General features: G+C 59.0%; 14 protein-coding genes. 3 read left to right on the top strand and 11 right to left on the bottom strand.

Translation table 11 applies throughout. The features are described from left to right. Positions 1–2 precede the first annotated feature (2 nt). The 4 genes from ACKXGA_RS03040 to ACKXGA_RS03025 all read right to left on the bottom strand — a co-directional run bounded on the left by ACKXGA_RS03040 (position 3) and on the right by ACKXGA_RS03025 (position 5,898). Positions 3–572, bottom strand: coding sequence for an ANTAR domain-containing response regulator (locus ACKXGA_RS03040; protein WP_423730049.1), 570 nt, complete (start codon positions 570–572; stop codon positions 3–5). Positions 573–647: 75 nt separating this feature from the next. After that, entirely contained in the window at positions 648–1,967 is a 1,320-nt protein-coding gene (locus ACKXGA_RS03035; protein ID WP_423730048.1) for a glutamine synthetase family protein, read from the bottom strand. Between the two features lie 202 nt (positions 1,968–2,169). Further along, a complete protein-coding gene (locus ACKXGA_RS03030) occupies positions 2,170–4,257 on the bottom strand; it encodes a glutamine synthetase III (RefSeq protein WP_117476112.1) in 2,088 nt (695 codons plus the stop codon). 411 nt (positions 4,258–4,668) lie between these two features. After that, positions 4,669–5,898 carry a class I SAM-dependent rRNA methyltransferase gene (locus ACKXGA_RS03025; protein ID WP_423730047.1) on the bottom strand — a complete coding sequence of 410 codons (1,230 nt, stop codon included), beginning with the start codon at positions 5,896–5,898 and terminating at the stop codon, positions 4,669–4,671. Positions 5,899–6,164: 266 nt separating this feature from the next. Here ACKXGA_RS03025 and ACKXGA_RS03020 point away from each other — a divergent pair, with 266 nt between their 5' ends. Continuing rightward, on the top strand, positions 6,165–6,668 hold the full coding sequence (locus ACKXGA_RS03020) for a CYTH domain-containing protein (protein ID WP_117476114.1): 504 nt from the start codon (positions 6,165–6,167) through the stop codon (positions 6,666–6,668). 89 nt (positions 6,669–6,757) lie between these two features. Here ACKXGA_RS03020 and ACKXGA_RS03015 read toward each other — a convergent pair whose 3' ends face one another. The 4 genes from ACKXGA_RS03015 to ACKXGA_RS03000 all read right to left on the bottom strand — a co-directional run bounded on the left by ACKXGA_RS03015 (position 6,758) and on the right by ACKXGA_RS03000 (position 10,800). Continuing rightward, a complete protein-coding gene (locus tag ACKXGA_RS03015; protein WP_117476115.1) occupies positions 6,758–8,248 on the bottom strand; it encodes a DUF1846 domain-containing protein in 1,491 nt (496 codons plus the stop codon). 203 nt (positions 8,249–8,451) lie between these two features. Then, positions 8,452–9,432, bottom strand: coding sequence for a hypothetical protein (locus tag ACKXGA_RS03010; RefSeq protein ID WP_097771888.1), 981 nt, complete (start codon positions 9,430–9,432; stop codon positions 8,452–8,454). Next, positions 9,433–9,906 carry an RNA polymerase sigma factor gene (locus tag ACKXGA_RS03005; RefSeq protein ID WP_423730046.1) on the bottom strand — a complete coding sequence of 158 codons (474 nt, stop codon included), beginning with the start codon at positions 9,904–9,906 and terminating at the stop codon, positions 9,433–9,435. A gap of 177 nt (positions 9,907–10,083) precedes the next feature. Next, positions 10,084–10,800: a YoaK family protein gene (locus ACKXGA_RS03000; RefSeq protein ID WP_097771222.1), complete on the bottom strand. Its 717-nt coding sequence runs from the start codon at positions 10,798–10,800 to the stop codon at positions 10,084–10,086. Positions 10,801–10,983: 183 nt separating this feature from the next. Between ACKXGA_RS03000 and ACKXGA_RS02995 the strand changes: the two genes are divergently transcribed. Continuing rightward, entirely contained in the window at positions 10,984–11,811 is an 828-nt protein-coding gene (locus ACKXGA_RS02995; RefSeq protein WP_156075753.1) for a TrmH family RNA methyltransferase, read from the top strand. A gap of 80 nt (positions 11,812–11,891) precedes the next feature. Here the strand turns inward: ACKXGA_RS02995 and ACKXGA_RS02990 are convergent, their stop codons facing one another. Together ACKXGA_RS02990 and ACKXGA_RS02985 are read right to left on the bottom strand one after the other, a co-directional pair. Further along, a complete protein-coding gene (locus ACKXGA_RS02990; RefSeq protein WP_097771220.1) occupies positions 11,892–13,118 on the bottom strand; it encodes a 6-phosphofructokinase in 1,227 nt (408 codons plus the stop codon). 94 nt (positions 13,119–13,212) lie between these two features. Then, on the bottom strand, positions 13,213–14,436 hold the full coding sequence (locus ACKXGA_RS02985) for a 6-phosphofructokinase (protein ID WP_005934476.1): 1,224 nt from the start codon (positions 14,434–14,436) through the stop codon (positions 13,213–13,215). Positions 14,437–14,818: 382 nt separating this feature from the next. Between ACKXGA_RS02985 and ACKXGA_RS02980 the strand changes: the two genes are divergently transcribed. Next, the gene (locus ACKXGA_RS02980; RefSeq protein ID WP_423730045.1) at positions 14,819–15,847 is read left to right on the top strand and encodes a GDSL-type esterase/lipase family protein; all 1,029 of its coding nucleotides are present in this window, start codon (positions 14,819–14,821) and stop codon (positions 15,845–15,847) included. Positions 15,848–15,925: 78 nt separating this feature from the next. On the opposite strand, the gene typA is transcribed toward ACKXGA_RS02980, so the two are convergent. Further along, on the bottom strand, positions 15,926–17,749 hold the full coding sequence (typA, locus tag ACKXGA_RS02975) for a translational GTPase TypA (protein WP_097771217.1): 1,824 nt from the start codon (positions 17,747–17,749) through the stop codon (positions 15,926–15,928). Positions 17,750–17,888: the final 139 nt, after the last annotated feature.

Genomic DNA, 17,888 nt, shown 5'->3' with positions numbered 1-17,888 from the left:
TCCTAATCCTCGTAAGAATCAAGGATTTCCTGTGCAATTTCTGCACGGCTGCGCCGGGTGTCCATGGCGCGCTTTTCAATGTAGCGGTGGGCGGCATCCTCGCTCATCTGCTCCCGCTCCACCAGACAGCATTTTGCATGGCTGACCAGCCGTACCTGTGCGATCTTTTCCTGCATCCGCGCGTTTTCCTGCCGGAGCAGCTGCAGGCGGTGGTTGCTGGCCGCGGCCAAATGGATGGCCTGCAGGAACAGCGTGTTGGAGAACGGCTTGCTCAGCAGCAGCACCCCCTGCTCACTCATGGGGGCCAGCAGCTGCTCGGCGGCTGCTGCCTTGGCCAGCAGCACCACGCCTGCGTCTGTTTTTTCTACGGCAGAGGAACACAGCTCGTGGCCGAACTCGTCCGGCAGAGGCGCGTTGACCACGATCAACTCAAAATCGGATTCCAGCATCCTGCGCCGGGCCTCGGCACCACTGGGGATGATCGCAGGCCGGGTGTATCCCAGCTCTGCCAGCCGCGCGGAGATGTACTCGTTGGAGCTTGCTCCGGCGCTCACGATCAGAGCACGTCCCATTTGAATCGCTCCTTTCTCTTACATCCAGGCAAGGGGCCGAATCATTGCCCCTTCGTACTTTCCCTCAAAAGCGGTTCAGATGGCGTTGAAGTAGTGCACCCGCTCGTACTCTGCCGGGTCGGCGGCAGCTTTCAGGGCGGCACAGCGCTTCAGTTCTTCCTCATAGTACCGATGCGAAAGCTCTTCCGGCAGCACGCGGCGCAGGAATTCGCTCTCCTGCGCGGCCTGCACAGCCTCCTCCAGCGTGGAAGGCAGTCTTTCCAGCCCAAGACCTGCGGCCTCGGCGGGATCGAACAGATTCTTGTTGATGGGGGCCTGCAGCACCATCCGGTGCTCGATGCCGTCCAGACCGGCAGCCAGCACCAGACCCACGGCCAGATAGGGGTTGCAGGCAGGGTCAGGGCTGCGCAGCTCCATGCGGCAGTTGTTGCCCTTGACCTGCGGGATGCGCACCAGCTGGCTGCGGTTCTGGCGACTCCAGCTCACATAGCGGGGAGCCTCGTCACAGCCAAAGCGCTGGTAGCTGTTGGGCAGGGGATTGGTGAACACGGTCAGTTCCCGGCTGTGGGCCAGAACACCCGCCATAAAGCTGCCTGCAATGCTGTCCGGGGCAATGTCGCCCTCAAACAGATTGCGGCCGTCCATGCAGAGCGAAAGGTTGATGTGCAGGCCGCTGCCTGCCTGATCCGGCAGGGGCTTGGGCAGGAAGCTGGCGTGGATGCCGTTGCGCATGGCAACAGCCCGCACGATCTGCTTGAACATCATCACATGGTCGGCTGTTTTCAGGGGGCCGGCGTAGTGGCAGTCGATCTCATTCTGGCCGTGGCCGCTCTCGTGATGGCTGTGCTGGGGGCTCATGCCCATCTGCTCCATGGTCAGGCAGATGTCCCGGCGCAGGTTCTCGCCTGCATCCAGCGGGGCTACATCAAAGTAGCCGCCAAAGTCGATGGGGATGCGGGTGGGGCGGCCCCGGTCGTCATTCTCAAACAGGTAGAACTCGCACTCTGCCCCCACGTTGCAGGTCAGCCCCAGTTTGCGGAAGCTGCGGCTCATCTGGCGCAGGAAGCCGCGGCAGTTGCCGCCAAAGGCAGCGCCGTCCGGTTTTTCCACGTCACAGAAGAACTGCATCACCCGGCCCTCGGTGGGCCGCCAGGGCAGGATGGTCACGGTGGAAAGATCGGGCCGGAGCACAAGATCGCTCTCCTCCACCTTCATAAAACCGGCAATGGAGCTGCCGTCAAAGCAGACACCATCCTCCATGGCATTGGGCAGGTCGCTGGCAAGCACGGCGATGTTTTTCTGGGTGCCAAAGATATCGCAGAAGGCAAAGCGGACGAATTTGACGTTGTTGTCCTCCACAAAATCAAGGATGTCCTGTTGGGTATTATAGCTCATAGTGGTTCCCTCCGAGCCGCAGGGCGCGGCAAATGGCACAACAGTGCAAAACTGGAAAAATCGGTTTGTGTTCTTAAAAAACGCCTAAAGGCCTGCTTCGTATGCGCAAAGCAGGTCTTTAGGCTGGTGTAAGAAATAGGAAAAGGGGAATGGCTTAAAAATCCAACAACCCAGCGATGCTTATCAAGCTATGTCAGAAAGATCAGACATAGTAGAGCATCTTGCTGTAGCTGGGCAGAGGCCAGTAGTCCTCACCGCAGATGGTCTCGGCATCGTCGGCAGCGGCGCGCAGAGCATCCATCTTGGGCAGAACGTCATCGTGGAAGGAGACAGCCTTGGCACTCTCATCGGTCATGGCCTCGGCGGTATCCACGGCAGCCTGCAGGGCATCGATGGCATCGCTCATGGCATCGGCATCGGTGGACAGGCGGGTGAGGGTCTTGGTCTCGCTGCGCACGCTGATGGCCTCGCTGACGGCCAGCTTGGATGCAGCGGTGTTGGCAACCTCGCTCATGTAGGAGTTGATGGCGGGCAGCAGCTGCTTGCGGGCCATCTCCAGCATGGTCAGAGCCTCGATGTTGATGATCTTGGAGTAGTGCTCCATCTCGACCTCGTAACGGCTGTGCATCTCTACCTTGGTCAGAACACCGAAATCCTCCATCAGCTGGATGTTCTTCGGATCGATCAGTGCGGGCAGAGCAGCGGGCGTGTTCTTCTTGTTGGGCAGGCCGCGGCGTGCTGCTTCCTCTTCCCACTCGGCGGTGTAGCCGTTGCCGTTGAAGATGACACGGCGGTGGTCACGGATGGTGCGCTTGACCAGAGCAATGGCAGCGCTGGTAAAGTCCTCAGCGCCCTCCAGCTCGTCAGCGTAGCCCTTCAGCTCCTTGGCAACAGCAGTGTTCAGGATGGTGTCGCAGTCGCTCAGGTTCTGAGCAGAGCCGGGCATACGGAACTCGAACTTGTTGCCGGTGAAGGCGAAGGGAGAGGTGCGGTTGCGGTCGGTGGTGTCCTTGCTGAACTTAGGCAGCACGTCCACGCCCAGATCCATCTTCATCTTCACGGGGCCGGCATAAGGCGAATCAGATGCAATGGCATCGATAACAGCTTCCAGTTCCTCGCCCACAAAGATCGAGATGATGGCCGGGGGAGCCTCGTTGGCACCCAGACGGTGATCATTGCCCGGGGTGGCTACAGAGGTGCGCAGCAGGTCGGCGTACTCGTCCACAGCCTTGATGACGGCGGCAAGGAACACCAGGAACTGCAGGTTCTCCATGGGCGTGTCGCCCGGGTCCAGCAGGTTCTCCTCGGTGGTGGACAGCGACCAGTTGTTGTGCTTGCCGCTGCCGTTCACACCCTCAAAGGGCTTCTCGTGCTGCAGGCAGACCAGACCGTACTTGGGAGCGATCTTCTTCATCATCTCCATGGTCAGCAGGTTGTGGTCAATGGCAACATTGGTGGTGTCGAAGATGGGGGCCAGCTCATGCTGGCAGGGGGCCACCTCGTTGTGCTTGGTCTTGGCAGGAACGCCCAGCTTCCACAGCTCCTCGTCCAGCTCCTTCATAAATTCGGAGACCTCGGGACGAATGACACCGAAGTAATGCTCCTCCAGCTCCTGACCCTTGGCAGAGGGAGCGCCGAACAGGGTTCGGCCGGTGAGAATCAGATCCTGACGTGCCTCGTAGTCTTCCTTCTTGACAAGGAAGTACTCCTGCTCGGGGCCGACGGTGGTGGAGACGTAATCAACATCCTTGCCGAACAGCTTCAGGATGCGGATGGCCTGACCGGACAGTGCGTTCATGGAGCGCAGCAGGGGGGTCTTTTTGTCCAGTGCCTCGCCGGTGTAGCTGACGAAAGCGGTGGGGATGCACAGCACGTCATCCTTCACGAAAGCGTAGCTGGTGGGGTCCCATGCGGTGTAGCCGCGGGCCTCGCAGGTGGCACGCAGGCCGCCGGAGGGGAAGGAGGAAGCATCGGGCTCGCCGCGCACCAGCTCCTTGCCGGAGAACTCCATGATGGCGGTGCCGTCGCCCACGGGGCTCACAAAGCCGTCGTGCTTCTCACTGGTGATGCCGGTCAGCGGCTGGAACCAGTGGGTGTAGTGGGTGGCGCCCAGCTCCATGGCCCAGCGCTTCATCACACTGGCCACAACGTTTGCCACCTCGATATCCAGGGGTGCGCCCTTGTGCAGGGTGCGCTCCAGGCTCTTGTAAGTAGCGCTCGGCAGGCGCTCCTTCATTACATGCTCGTTAAAGACCTTGCTGCCGTAGATTTCCATAACATTTGCTGCCATAAATCCTACTCCTTACTTGATCTTATGTCTGTCCCTTCCGAAACTGTCTCCCGCCGCCGAACTGCGGCCCGGAAACAGCGAAAAGCTTTTTAACAAAAATGGCGCTGCGAGTCAGGAGGTGACCCACAGCGCCGTTGCTGTCTATGGTTTGATTATATCCCGGAACGGCTCAAAAGGCAATTGACAAAACTAACGATTCTGCACAAACACGTTCTCGTTTTTTTGGGAGATATCCCGCTTGGTATGACTTTTGCGGGTGGCATCCTCGCCCTCTCAGCTTCGCCTCGCTCAGCAGCTCTCCCAAAGGGAGAGCCAAAGGCTATCCCAGATGTAGCAGCATCTATTCTCTGTGATGCGTTGCCTCTCCCCTCGGGAGAGGTGGATGCGAACGAAGTGAGCAGACGGAGAGGGTTAAATCACCTGGAACAGGAAGAACTTCAGGTAATTGGTCTCGGGCACGCCCCACAGGATGGGGTGATCCGGGGCCTGCTGGCGCACCTCGATCTGCCGCAGCTGCCGGTGGGCATCCTTTGCGGCGGCGTGCAGCATCTTGATGAACAGCTCCTCGGTGGCAAAGTGGGAGCAGCTGGCCGTGGCCAGATAGCCGCCCCGGGGCAGCAGCTTCATGGCGCGGTAGTTGATCTCCTTATAGCCGCGCATGGCGTTCTCCACCGTGCGGCGGGCCTTGGTAAAGGCCGGCGGGTCAAGGATGATAAAGTCGTAGGGGTGGCCCTCCTTTTCCAGCCGGGGCAGCAGGTCAAAGGTGTCCTCGCAGAGAAAATCCATGTTGGTCAGGTTGTTGCGCTGGGCGTTCCGCTGGGCCATGGCAATGGCCTCGGCGCTGATGTCAGCGGCGGTGACCCGGGCAGCTCCGCCCTTGGCAGCGTTCAGCGCAAAGCTGCCGGTGTGGGTAAAGCAGTCCAGCACAGTGTGACCGGCAGCAATGCGGGCCACAGCCCGGCGGTTGTATTTCTGGTCGAGGAAAAAGCCGGTCTTCTGGCCGTTCTCAAAATCGACATGGTAGAACACGCCGTTCTCGCAGATCTCGGTCTGGGTGCTGTCGGGGTGCGTCTCGCCGGGCAGGTCAAACCAGCCCTTGTTCTGTGCCAGGCCCTCCTTGGCCCGCAGAGCCTCGTCGTTGCGCTCGTAGATGCCCTCAATGGTCTGGCCGTCAGCGCGCAGGACTTCTGCCAGCAGGGGGAAGAGGATGGGCTTGAGCTTTTCCATGCCCACGCTCAGGGTCTGGGTGACAAGGATATTGTTGAACCGGTCCACAGTCAGGCCCGGGAACTGGTCAGCCTCGCCAAAGATGACACGGCAGGCGGTCAGGTCGGCGGGCTCCAGCACGGTCTTGCGGTAGGCCCAGGCGTATTCGACACGGCGCTTCCAGAAAGCGGCATCAAAGGTGTCGTTGGCGTTGCGGGAGATGAGCCGCACCCGGATCTTGCTTTTCAGTGAGAGAAAACCGGTGCCAAGATAGGCACCCTTTGTGCTGACTACATCGACCAGCGTGCCGTTTTCAGGCTCTGCTTCCGGGGAACCCAGGATGTCGTTTTCGTACACCCAGGGGTGGCCGCCCACCAGCAGGCCCTCGGCGTGTTTGTTGACTTTATAGACGGGATAGTTGCGGGAAGTTTTCATGAATGATCTCCTGTTATTGAATATGGCTCACCCTCTCAGTCAATGCCTGTCGGCATTGCCAGCTCCCCCAAAGGGGGAGCCAAGAGCGGCTCTGCTTTCAGGTTTCAGCAAACTTTTCGATGTTTTGCCAAAGGCTCTCCCTTCGGGAGAGCTGGCGAGCGCAGCGAGACTGAGAGGGTGAGGACGCTGAAATTTTAGCTTGATGTTTATTTTATCATAAAACCATGCTAGAATAAATACAAAAACACAGAAACGAGGAAAACACCATGGAGATCGAACGCAAATGGATGGTGAACGGCTGGCCGGAGGGCGAAAACTTCCCGGCTCTGCCGCTCAAGGAAGAGTTTGCCATGCGGCAGGGATATATCAGCGTGCGGCCCACCGTGCGCATCCGGGAGGAGGCGCTCAAGGGCGGCGAGACGGCCTATATCCTCTGCTTCAAGTCCGGAAGCGGGCTTGCACGGGAGGAGATCGAGCGCCCCATCGACGAGAAACTGTTTGATGAACTGGAAACAAAGATCATCGGTAAGCCCCTGATCGGGAAGATCCGCAGAAGCTATGCCCTGCCCGATGGCCTTGTGCTGGAGGTGAACCATGTGGATGAGGGCCAGCCCACTGCGTTCTGGTACGCTGAGGTGGAATACCCCACCGTGGATGCTGCCCGCAGCTGGAAGCCGGAAGCCTTTGGCCTTGCAGACTATCTGAACGATGATGTCACCGACCAGCCCGGCCAGAGCATGGGAGCCTACTGGGAACAGACCCGGAAATAAAAATGACCCTCTCCGTCGCGCAGATGCGGCCGCCTAGCCCTTGGGGAAAGACGGCAGTGCAAAGCAATGACAGAGAGGGTCATTATTTTTTACTTCTTGTGGTACATCCGGTCTGCTTCCTCATAGGTGGGCTCGCAGGTCAGATACATGCCCAGCTTCTTCACGGTATCCATATCCACGCTGGACAGGATGACAGTGGAGTGCATATCGCAGCCCTTCAGGTGGGAGAGCTGCTTGAGGGCGGCTGCAGCAGTGGGATTCTGCGCAGCCGAGCTGGACAGGGCAATCAGGATCTCGTCGGTGTGCAGGCGGGGGTTCTTGCTGCCCAGATAGTTGGTTTTGAGGGTCTGGATGGGCTCGATGGCGGCAGCAGAAACGAGGTCGAGCTCCTGGTCGATGCCGGCCAGCTTTTTCAGCGCGTTGAGCAGAGCGGAGGAAGCGGCACCCAGCAGGGGGCCGGTCTTGCCGGTGACAACGGTACCGTCCGGCAGCTCAATGGCGGCAGCGGGGGCACCGCCGGTCTTTTCAGAGACTGCATGGGCGGCCTGCTCCACCGGGCGGCTGCCCTGGGTCAGTCCGGCCTGATTCATCAGCAGCTCCAGCTTGTAGACCTCGCTCTGGATCTGTGCGCCGTTCTTGAGGTCGCACAGGGCCTTGAAGTAGCGGCGGACGATCTCGTTGCGGGAAGCTTCGCAGCAGGCCGCATCATCCACGATGCAGTTGCCGGCCATGTTCACGCCCATGTCGGTGGGGGAGTGGTAGGGGCTCTTGCCTGCAATCAGCTCAAACATGGCGTTGACCACGGGGAAGATCTCAATGTCGCGGTTGTAGTTGACCGCGGTCTTGCCATAGGCCTCCAGATGGAACGGGTCGATCATGTTCACATCGTTCAGGTCGGCGGTGGCAGCCTCGTAAGCCAGGTTGACCGGGTGCTTCAGGGGGATGTTCCAGATGGGGAAGGTCTCAAACTTGGCATAACCGGCCTTCACGCCCCGCTTGTATTCGTGGTACAGCTGGGACAGGCAGGTGGCCATCTTGCCGCTGCCGGGGCCGGGAGCCGTGATAACCACCAGCGGGCGCTGGGTCTCAATGTACTCGTTGCGGCCATAGCCCTCGTCGCTCACGATGCGGGCAACGTCGTTGGGGTAGCCGGGGATCTTATAGTGCCGGAAGGTGCGGATGCCCAGGCTGTTCAGCCGCTTCTCAAAGGCTTCCACCTCGGGGGCAGCGGTGTACATGGTCACGCATACGCTGCCCACAAACAGGCCGCGCTCCTGGAATGCGTCGATGAGACGCAGAACGTCCAGATCATAAGTGATGCCATAGTCACCGCGCACCTTGCTGCTGACGATGTCCTCAGCGTTGATGACGATAACGACCTCGGCCTGATCCTTCAGCTGCAGCAGCATCTGCAGTTTGGAATCGGGCTGGAAGCCGGGCAGCACGCGGGAGGCGTGGTAGTCATCGAACAGCTTGCCGCCGAATTCCAGATACAGCTTGTTGTCGAACTGCGCGATCCGCTCCCGGATGTGCTCCGACTGCATCTGCAGGTATTTGTCGTTGTCAAATCCTTTTTTCATTCGTTGCTCCTCTTCCTGATTTCGGTTCCCATATCCTGCCCGGGCAGCGGGTTCCACAGCGGAAGTGTGCCCGGGGAATTACACAATACAAAAGCAGTATATCATATCAGAGGAGCGGGTGCAATAAAAAATCAACAAAAGTCCCGCTCCTTCCAGCAGAAAGCTTTTGCCGGAAAGAGCGGGGCAGGGAGGAACAGTGCGGATTACAGGGTCAGCTGGATGCCGCTGAGGGTCACGGTATCCGGATCGGGCTCCTCATCCTTTGCTTTGGCGCGGGTCTGTTTGGGCAGAGCGTCCTCGTGGACTACTTTGCCGCATTCCAGCTCAGGGATGGCAAAGAAGGCCGCTTCCAGAGCATCAGGCAGCTCTACTTCACCGGTAACATGCAGGAATTCGATCTGAGCCAGCAGGTCTGCGCTCTCTGCGGGGATGACGGCATCACCCAGCACATAGAGACGGGTGCCATACCGGCGCAGGGAAGAGGCGGTCAGCTCCAGGTCGTCCTCCACCACGGCGGTGCCGTCCGGCACGATGATCAGCTCGGTGGAATCCGGGAAGAGCGGGGCCAGAACGGGCGCAAGGCTTGCGCACAGGATGGCCTTTGGAGCGGAAAAGCTGCAGCCCTTGGCGGCCAGTGCGGCAGTGTCGAGCCTGGGGTCAACCGCCAGGAAGCGATGTTCATTCCAGTACAGGCGGCTTTGTGCCCGCAGCAGGAAGGTGTTGTCTAGCTTGATGGAGCTTCCCGGCAGGAGCACTGCATCATCGGGGTAGACCGCCAGCTTTCCGTTCAGGATGCAGCGGGCGGATACCACTGCCGAGAGGCACTGCGGGCAGTAGATCATACCGTTGACCAGAATGCAGGCGTACTTCTGTAAAACCTCCGCAGCATCCGGTGTAATCATCAGCTTGCCGTTGACCACCAGTACCTGCCCGGCGGCGGTCTGGCTGGCAGAGCTCAGCGTGACCTTGCCATTGACCACACCCACCGAGACCTCCTCCGGGACATTTTTGCAGAGCATCGAATCCAGAGAAATGTTGTGCTGGCTCAGGAGCGTCTGCACCCGGGGTGAGGTCAGCGCGATCATGCAGTCCAGCTTGATCTGCTCATAGCGGTCAAGAAAATCCTCCTGCACATTGCGCAGGTCCAGGATCATAGCGTCCACATTCAGGTTCTTTTTCATCATTTATTCCTCCGTAAGTTCAGTTTTGAGGCGATGGCGTATCTGGGCAAGGCGGCTGCGGACCGTGCCGGGCGGGAGACTGAGCAGCTGACCGATCTCGCTGGCATTGTAGCCCGCTGTATAGCGCAGGGTGAACAGCCGCCGTTCTTCCGGGGTGAGCAGAGCCAGCAGACTGGCGGCTTCCACTGTGTCCAGTGCGGAATCCGGTTCAGCACTGTCCTCTTCCGGGAAAAAGGTGCTGAGCAGCTGCTCCTCCTTTGCCGTCCGGCGGAGCTGGTCGCAGTAGAGATTCCGCGCTGTGGTAAACAGCCAGGCCTTGCACTGCCGCTCTGTAAAGCTGTTGATAAGGCTCCGGTTCTGCAGTGCCCGCAGAAAGACTTCCTGGGTCAGATCCTCCGCCCGGGCTTCGTCCCGGCAGAGATTGAAACAGAAGTGTTCCAGCCTGTCCCAGAAGGTCTCGTACAGCAGCTCCCACATGGGGCTTCCTCCTTTCATTGCGTCGTTCTGCCTGTAAGACGAAGGAGACCGGGGAAGTGTTGGATAGATTCGGGGGGAAAAATAAACCCTCAGTCTCGCTGGCGTTCGCCAGCTCCCCCACCAGGGGAGCCCTTGGCATGGCGGTAAACAGCGTGAAACTGAGGGAAACTCCTTGATTTAATGTTTTGCTTCCAGCGCTTCGAGATCTTCTTTGATCTCTTCCACATCTTCTTTCAGGAACATCAGACAGAAGCTGACGGCCAGCAGCAGGCAGGAGAGCCAGATGGCCTTTGCGCCGCAGAGATCCAGCGCCAGGCTGCCCAGGCCCGCGCCCAGCGCAAACAGGAGGATGATGCCCCAGTAATAAAGGGATTTTTTCAGGGCGGCAGGATTGCGGTTGAGCACCCAGCTGCAGAGGGAGTCCATGCCGCTGCGCATGTTGCCGATGCACATGGTGCTGGCAAAGGCATAACCGTTCACCTTGCGGAAGGTCTGCACCTGCATCGCACAGGCAAACGAGACCAGCGCATTGGCCATAAGATTCCACTCCTGCGGGAAAAAGCCCACCACGAACAGCATCACGATCTCACACAGCACCACCAGCTGCCGCCAGTGGAGCCGCTGCAGATTCTGCAGCTTCTGGTGCATCAGCTCTGCCGCGAACACGCCCAGCGCAAAGAAGCACAGGGGCACAAGATAATGCAGCACACGCCCCCACTCCCCGGCAAAGGCATGGACAGCCATCAGCACGATGTTGCCGGTCTGGGCGTTGGCAAACACCTTGCCCCGGAACAGATAGGTGTATACGTCCTGCAGGCCGCCGGACAGTGAAAGGAACATTGCCGTGCAGAAGGCTTCCGACATCTGGCCGCGGCGCTTTTTCTTGGAATTCATGCAAATTCCCCCTCTGTTTTTTTACCTCTATACTATAGCGCGGGTTGACGGATTTGTCAAAAACAAAAGGTGATTTTTGGCGGTTTTGACTATGTAAAACGAATATGCCTGCCATGTATTTTGCAATTGCATCCGGGTTGTGCTACAATAAGACCATTCATACAGAAAAAGGAGAATCTCCCCATGCCCAATATCATCGAGATCACGGATTTTCACGCGCCGGAGCTGGACCCCTACGCCCGCCTGACGCAGAACCAGCTGCGCAGTCGGCTGGAACCCGAAAAAGGCATCTTCATTGCCGAGAGCCCCAAGGTGATCTCCCGGGCACTGGATGCAGGCTTTGTACCGGTCTCCCTGCTGATGGAGCGCAGGCAGATCACCGGCCCTGCGGCGGAGATCCTGACCCGCTGCGGGGATGCACCCATTTATACTGCTGACCGGGAGCTGCTGGCTGCACTGACAGGCTACGAGCTGACCCGGGGCGTGCTCTGCGCCTTTCAACGTCCGAAGCCCCGCACCGTGGAAGAGCTCTGCCGGAACGCCCGGCGGGTGGCCGTGCTGGAGGGCATTGTGGATTCCACCAATGTGGGTGCCATCTTCCGCAGCGCGGCAGCGCTGAACATGGACGCTGTTCTTATCAACCCCTCCTGCTGTGACCCGCTCTGCCGCCGGGCCGTGCGCGTGAGTATGGGCACGGTATTTCAGGTGCCCTGGGCGCAGATCGGTGAAACGCCTGCTGATTGGCCCGAAAAGGGGCTTGCTCAGCTGAATGCCCTGGGCTTCAAGACGGCTGCCATGGCCTTGAGTGACCGTTCGGTCAGCATTGATGACGAAGCCCTTGCCCGGGAGCCGAAGCTTGCCATTGTGCTGGGCACGGAGGGAGACGGCCTTTCCCATACCACCATCGCATCCTGCGATTACACAGTCAAGATCCCCATGTCCCACGGGGTCGATTCCCTGAACGTTGCCGCCGCCAGTGCCGTGGCGTTCTGGCAGCTGGGCAAACAGTAAATCATAAGTCATACAGCAAAAACTCCCGCCCGGAGCCGGGCGGGAGTTTTGCTATGCCTTAGAAGGATTCAAAGGAGAAATTACTTTTTCATGTAGATGTGGTGGGGCAGACCTGCAATGTACAGCGGAGTCAGCTCAGCCTGGATCAGCGGGCGGGCATACTCGAGGAATTCCTCGGTCATCTGAGTGTGATTCTCGTTCATCCAGCTCAGGGGAACCTTCTTCTCGAGGTTTGCAACTTCACTGATGGGGTGCAGCTCGGTGATGTACTGATAGGGGCTGTTGGAGATGCGCTTCAGGGCGACCATCTGACCGGTGACACCCTCAAAGGCAGCCTTGGCAGCAGCGCCGCCCACCTGGTAAGCCTCGGTGATGTCGGTGCGGCTGGTCAGGTGACCAGCGCAGCGCTGCAGGGTAGACAGCTCGATACAGCGGGTCTTGGTATCCAGATTGCGGGCGACCACATTCGCCAGATAGCGTGCGGTACCAGTCAGTGCCTTGTGGCCGAAAGCGTCCACTGCGTGCACATCATCGGCCAGCTCACAGACATAACGACCGTCCTCGAGCTTGACACCCTCGGAAACAGCGATCACGATGCTGGGCTTCTTCTCCTGCATGGCGCGGACCTTCTCAATGAAGTGCTCCACGTTGAAGGGGACTTCGGGCAGGCAGATCATATCCACGCCCTCGCAGTCATCACTCTTGGCCAGAGAGGCAGCAGCGGTCAGCCAGCCGGCGTTGCGGCCCATGATCTCGACCACGGTGACATAATTGGTGCCGTAAACGGTGGCATCGCGGATGATCTCCTTCATCACCACACCGATGTACTTTGCCGCAGAGCCGTAGCCGGGGGTGTGGTCGGTCACCATCAGGTCGTTATCGATGGTCTTTGGAACGCCCATGAAGCGGATGTCGCTCTGGATGCGGTTGCCGTATTCAGCCAGCTTGCCGATGGTATCCATGGAGTCGTTGCCGCCAATGTAGAAGAAGTAGCCAATGTTCAGCTTTTCCAGGATGGCGAACAGCTTCTTGTAAACGGTCTCGTCATCGTGCCAATCGGGCAGCTTATAGCGGCAGCTGCCCAGGAAGCTGGACGGGGTGCGCTTGAGCAGCTCGATATCCAGGTCGTCGGTCAGCACGGTGGAAAGATCCACCACGCGCTCCTCCAGCAGACCGGCAACGCCGTTGCACATGCCGTAAACAATCTCAGCGCCGCGGCTCTTGCAGCTCTCGAATACGCCTGCCAGACTTGCATTGATGACGGAGGTAGGGCCGCCAGACTGACCAACGATTGCATTTTTACCCATGATGATTTCTCCTTTTCTTCTGTTTCGGCTTTTATATTATCGTGCAGGAGCACGAAAACAGACCACGAGGGGGGAGGAAACGCGCAAATGAAACTTACAGGCAGATATGGCGCGGGGTACCGTTGACATAGACCGGTGTCACTTCGTCCAGGATGAGCGGACGGGCATACTCCTCAAATGCCGCCGTCACCTGCATTCCGTCCGGGGTGATCCAGTCCAGCGGCACCTTTTTCTCCAGGTTTGCCACCTGCTGGACATCCACGGACTCGGTGATGCACTGGTAGGGGTAATCGGAAATGCGCTTGAGCGAGATCATCCGCCCGGTCTCGCCCGCAAAGGCAGCGGAAGCGGCAGCGCCGCCCACGGCATAGGCCTCGTTCACATCGGTGCGGCTGGCCAGATGGCTGGCGCAGCGCTGCAGAGTCGAGAACTCAATGGCACGGCTCTTGCAGTTCAGATTATCGTGGATGAGGTCAGAAAGATACCGGCTGGTGCCGCTGAGAATGGCCTTGTGGCCAAAGGCATCCAGCTGCCCGGCGGTGGAGACCAGATCGCACAGATAGGTGCCGTCGGCAGTCTTAACGCCCTCGCTGGCTGCAATGATGACATTGGGTTTGACCCGCTGCAGCTCGTCCACCCGGGTCAGGAACCTGTCCGGGTCAAAGGGAACCTCAGGCAGCAGAATGAGGTCGGGGCCTTCGCAGTCATCGCCGCCGGCCAGACAGGCCGCACCGGCCAGCCAGCCCGCGTGGCGGCCCATGATCTCGGCCACCGTCACGCTGCGGATGTTGTAAACGGAGGAGTCACGGATGACCTCCTTCAGGATGGTGGCAATGTACTTGGCGGCAGAACCGTAGCCGGGGGTGTGGTCGGTCAGGCAAAGGTCGTTGTCGATGGTCTTGGGCACACCGATGAACCGGACGCTGCTGCCCACCTGGGCACCGTAACGGGAGAGTTTTGCAATGGTGTCCATCGAGTCATTGCCGCCGATGTAGAACAGCGCACAGATATCGTACTTGTCAAACAGGGTGAACAGCTTGATGAACGGGGTAGAATCCACGTCCGGGTCTGGCAGCTTGTAGCGGCAGCTGCCCAGATAGCTGGACGGGGTGCGCTTGAGCAGCTCAATGCTCATGCGGTCATCCAGCAGAACGTTCAGTTCCAGCATCTCTTCCTTTAAAAGGCCCTCGATACCGTACTTCATTCCGTAGACCTTATCGGCCCCCAGACTGCAGGCAGCTTTGTATACGCCTGCCAGGCTGGAATTGATAACGGCGGTAGGGCCGCCGCTCTGGCCGATGATGACATTCTTTGACATACGTCCTCCTTATCCAAAAGAACAACATTTTACGTCCTGCAAAGCACGCGGTCAGTCCCCCTGTGTCCTCCCAGAGCCCTGCACTGCCCGGGGAAGGAGAATGTGGATGCGGATGCGCGCCGCAAGTCGTACAAAAAGAATGCAGGATGTGCATCTGATTCAATGAAAACTGTGCAATTCCTGCAACAATACTATTGTAAACTATTTCTCTGTTGTATGCAAGACCTGATTGGTTGCACGGGCAAAAAAATTATGATACAATATTTGGCGTATCCTACAAAAACATAGGGTCGGTCGGAGTGCAGAATGCAAACTCTGCAATTTTTCGGGGATACTGACCGTAATGATAGAGAAAAGAAAACAGGGAAAGGCGGGAAAGAGAATGGGAATCTCACACGAATATCATTCCACCCATGGCCGGAGACGGCGCAGCAAGGCAGGCACCGGCCTGCGGCTGGCGGGGGTCATTGCAGCGATCCTGCTGCTGTCGCTGGCCATCACGGCCATTCTGGAAAATGGCGAAAAGCAGAGCGAGGCTGTCCAGCAAAGCCCGGCGGCGGGCACAGCGGCCAATATCCTGGCTCCGCTGCCCATGCAGGGAGATACGGGAGCCTCCACGGCAGACAGCGCCGGCGGTACGGCAGGGGAAGGCAGTGGAACCGCCGATGCGGCGGCTGTCACGCTGGAACAGTTCGGACCCGCCCGGCAGGCAGCGGGGGCCTATCAGGTCAAGGCGTATGACAGCAGCGTGATCCGCCAGCCCAGCTGTGGGCAGGTGGATCTGAGTTACTTTTCGGATGCGGCCCTGCTGGGCGACAGCCTGACCGTGGGCTTTTCCGATTACAGCATCAACCTGGGCGGGGCGCTCATCTGCGGCTATACCGGTGTGGGCCCCGATGCCATCGTGAACCGCAGCGCGGTCAAGAGCAGCGTGCGCGGCTCAGAGGTGGCAATGGATGTGCTGACAGCGGCCCAGCCGAAAAAGCTCTATATCCTGCTGGGCACCAACACGCTGACCACGCTGGGGGCAGCAGACCGCTTTCTGGCCTACTATGGCCAGATGCTGGATCAGCTCAGGCAGGCCCTGCCCGGCTGCGTCATCTATGTCCAGTCCATCCCGCCGGTGCGGCCCCAGGCCGCTGCGGAAAAGCCCGGTCTTGCGTCCGATGTCCTGCGCTCTGTGAACGAGCAGCTGGCAAAGCTGGCTGCAGACAAGGGCTGTGTCTACCTTGACCTGTGGGAGACCTTTGCCGATGAGAACGGGAATCTGAAGGAGATGCTGGCGGCTCCGGATGGAGTCCACTTCTCGGCCGGAAACGGCTATGGTGCCTGGGTCACCTACCTGCGCAACCACGCAAAGTATTCGGCTTCCAACTCCTGGACTATGGGCAGCGCATACAGCGCTGAATAAAGAGCGAAACGCAAAACGGCATCGCAGACCGATTGGTTTGCGATGCCGTTTTTTATGTTGATCGGGAAGGGAAGCAGCTTACTTCAGCTTGCTCTTTGCCTTCATGCGCTGGTCGTGGTTCAGGATCTGCTTGCGGATGCGCAGATTCTCAGGGGTGACCTCCAGCAGCTCATCCTGTGCCAGGAACTCCAGGCAGCCCTCCAGGCTCAGCTTGCTGACGGGGATCAGGCGCAGAGCGTCATCGGAACCGGAAGCGCGGGTATTGGTCAGGTGCTTGGTCTTGCAGACGTTGACATCCACATCCTCGCCGGAAGCGGTGTAGCCGATGACCATGCCCTCGTAGACCTTTTCGCCAGCGCCCACCAGCAGGGTGCCGCGCTGCTGCGCGTTGTACAGGCCGTAGGTAACGGCTTCGCCGGTCTCAAAGCTGACCAGAGAACCGGTGGAACGGTTGGCGATCATACCGGCCCAGACATCGTAGCCATCAAAGATCTGGTTGAGGATGCCTTCGCCGTGGGTATCGGTCAGGAACTGGTTGCGGTAGCCGAACAGGCCGCGGCTGGGCATCCGGAACTCCAGGCGGACACGGTCAGTGCCCAGAGACTCCATCTGCTGCAGGACGGCTTTGCGCTGGCCCAGACCGGTCATCACAGCACCCTGATACTGGGTGGGAACATCGATGACAACGTGCTCCATGGGCTCGTAGGTCTTGCCGTCGATGACCTTGGTCAGAACGTGCGGGGGAGAGACCTGCAGCTCGTAGCCTTCACGGCGCATGGTCTCGATCAGGATGGACAGGTGCATCTCACCACGGCCCATAACGCGGAAGGAATCGGTGGTGGGAGAATCCTCCACCTTCAGAGCAACGTCCTTCAGCAGCTCTTTCTGCAGGCGGTCACGAATCTGGCGGCTGGTGACGTACTTGCCCTCACGGCCGGCCAGGGGGCTGTCGTTGACGGAGAAGGTCATCTCCACGGTGGGATCGTTGATCTTCACGAAGGGCAGCGGCTCAACCTGAGAGGGAGCACACAGCGTGTTGCCGATGGTGACATCGGGCAGGCCGGAGAATGCAACGATATCGCCTGCGGTGATGTTGTCGCAGGGCTGGCGGCCATTGGCCTGGAAATCGTACAGCTTGGTCAGGCGGCCGCGCATCTTCAGGTCGGGGTTGTGCCAATCGCACACGACCACTTCCTCGCCGACCTTGGCAACGCCGTTCTGGATGCGGCCAATGCCGATGCGGCCAACGAATTCGTTGTAGTCAACAGAGGAGACCAGCATCTGGAAGGGAGCCTCGGGATCGCCCTGAGGAGGCTGGATGGTGTCCAGCAGGGTGTCGAACAGGGGGATCAGGTCGGTGCCGGGCACATCGGGGTCCAGGCTTGCGGTGCCCTGACGGCCGCAGCAGAACAGGATGGGGCATTCCAGCTGCTCATCGGAAGCGCCCAGATCCATCAGCAGGTAAAGCACCTCATCGATGACTTCCTTGATGCGGGCATCGGGGCGGTCGATCTTGTTGATGGCAACCACCAGGCTCAGGTTCTGCTGCAGAGCCTTCTGCAGAACAAAACGGGTCTGGGGCATGCAGCCCTCAGCAGCGTCCACCAGCAGCAGTACGCCGTTGACCATCTTCAGCACGCGCTCGACCTCGCCGCCAAAGTCGGCGTGGCCCGGGGTATCAACGATGTTGATCTTGACACCCTTGTAGGTGCAGGAGCAGTTCTTGGCCAGAATGGTGATACCGCGCTCACGCTCGATATCGCCGCTGTCCATGACACGCTCTGCCACGACCTGATTGTCGCGGAAAGCGCCGCTCTGACGCAGCATGGCATCCACCAGCGTGGTCTTGCCGTGGTCAACGTGAGCGATAATGGCGACGTTGCGCAAATCGTTACGAACCATAAATAACTACCTCTCTATTTTGAATCTCTGTAGAAGTTACGTCATACGAATAAAGTTTATCTCAGTTGGGGGTGGTTTGTCAAGATTGTATAAAAACTTTTTCAAAATTTCGGCGCTTTGCCCGATAACTCTTCACACG

It is taken from the genome of Faecalibacterium hominis (ex Afrizal et al. 2022) (assembly GCF_049545105.1).
Lineage (GTDB): Bacteria > Bacillota > Clostridia > Oscillospirales > Ruminococcaceae > Faecalibacterium > Faecalibacterium duncaniae.
This window is presented reverse-complemented; position numbering and strand designations above follow the sequence as displayed.

What these genes read in the sequence shown, in the direction of transcription:
- ACKXGA_RS03040 (WP_423730049.1), bottom strand. Translation starts at nt 572, where the DNA reads ATGGGACGTGCTCTGATCGTGAGCGCCGGAGCAAGCTCCAACGAGTAC.
- ACKXGA_RS03035 (WP_423730048.1), bottom strand. Translation starts at nt 1,967, where the DNA reads ATGAGCTATAATACCCAACAGGACATCCTTGATTTTGTGGAGGACAAC.
- ACKXGA_RS03030 (WP_117476112.1), bottom strand. Translation starts at nt 4,257, where the DNA reads ATGGCAGCAAATGTTATGGAAATCTACGGCAGCAAGGTCTTTAACGAG.
- ACKXGA_RS03025 (WP_423730047.1), bottom strand. Translation starts at nt 5,898, where the DNA reads ATGAAAACTTCCCGCAACTATCCCGTCTATAAAGTCAACAAACACGCC.
- ACKXGA_RS03020 (WP_117476114.1), top strand. Translation starts at nt 6,165, where the DNA reads ATGGAGATCGAACGCAAATGGATGGTGAACGGCTGGCCGGAGGGCGAA.
- ACKXGA_RS03015 (WP_117476115.1), bottom strand. Translation starts at nt 8,248, where the DNA reads ATGAAAAAAGGATTTGACAACGACAAATACCTGCAGATGCAGTCGGAG.
- ACKXGA_RS03010 (WP_097771888.1), bottom strand. Translation starts at nt 9,432, where the DNA reads ATGATGAAAAAGAACCTGAATGTGGACGCTATGATCCTGGACCTGCGC.
- ACKXGA_RS03005 (WP_423730046.1), bottom strand. Translation starts at nt 9,906, where the DNA reads ATGTGGGAGCTGCTGTACGAGACCTTCTGGGACAGGCTGGAACACTTC.
- ACKXGA_RS03000 (WP_097771222.1), bottom strand. Translation starts at nt 10,800, where the DNA reads ATGAATTCCAAGAAAAAGCGCCGCGGCCAGATGTCGGAAGCCTTCTGC.
- ACKXGA_RS02995 (WP_156075753.1), top strand. Translation starts at nt 10,984, where the DNA reads ATGCCCAATATCATCGAGATCACGGATTTTCACGCGCCGGAGCTGGAC.
- ACKXGA_RS02990 (WP_097771220.1), bottom strand. Translation starts at nt 13,118, where the DNA reads ATGGGTAAAAATGCAATCGTTGGTCAGTCTGGCGGCCCTACCTCCGTC.
- ACKXGA_RS02985 (WP_005934476.1), bottom strand. Translation starts at nt 14,436, where the DNA reads ATGTCAAAGAATGTCATCATCGGCCAGAGCGGCGGCCCTACCGCCGTT.
- ACKXGA_RS02980 (WP_423730045.1), top strand. Translation starts at nt 14,819, where the DNA reads ATGGGAATCTCACACGAATATCATTCCACCCATGGCCGGAGACGGCGC.
- typA (WP_097771217.1), bottom strand. Translation starts at nt 17,749, where the DNA reads ATGGTTCGTAACGATTTGCGCAACGTCGCCATTATCGCTCACGTTGAC.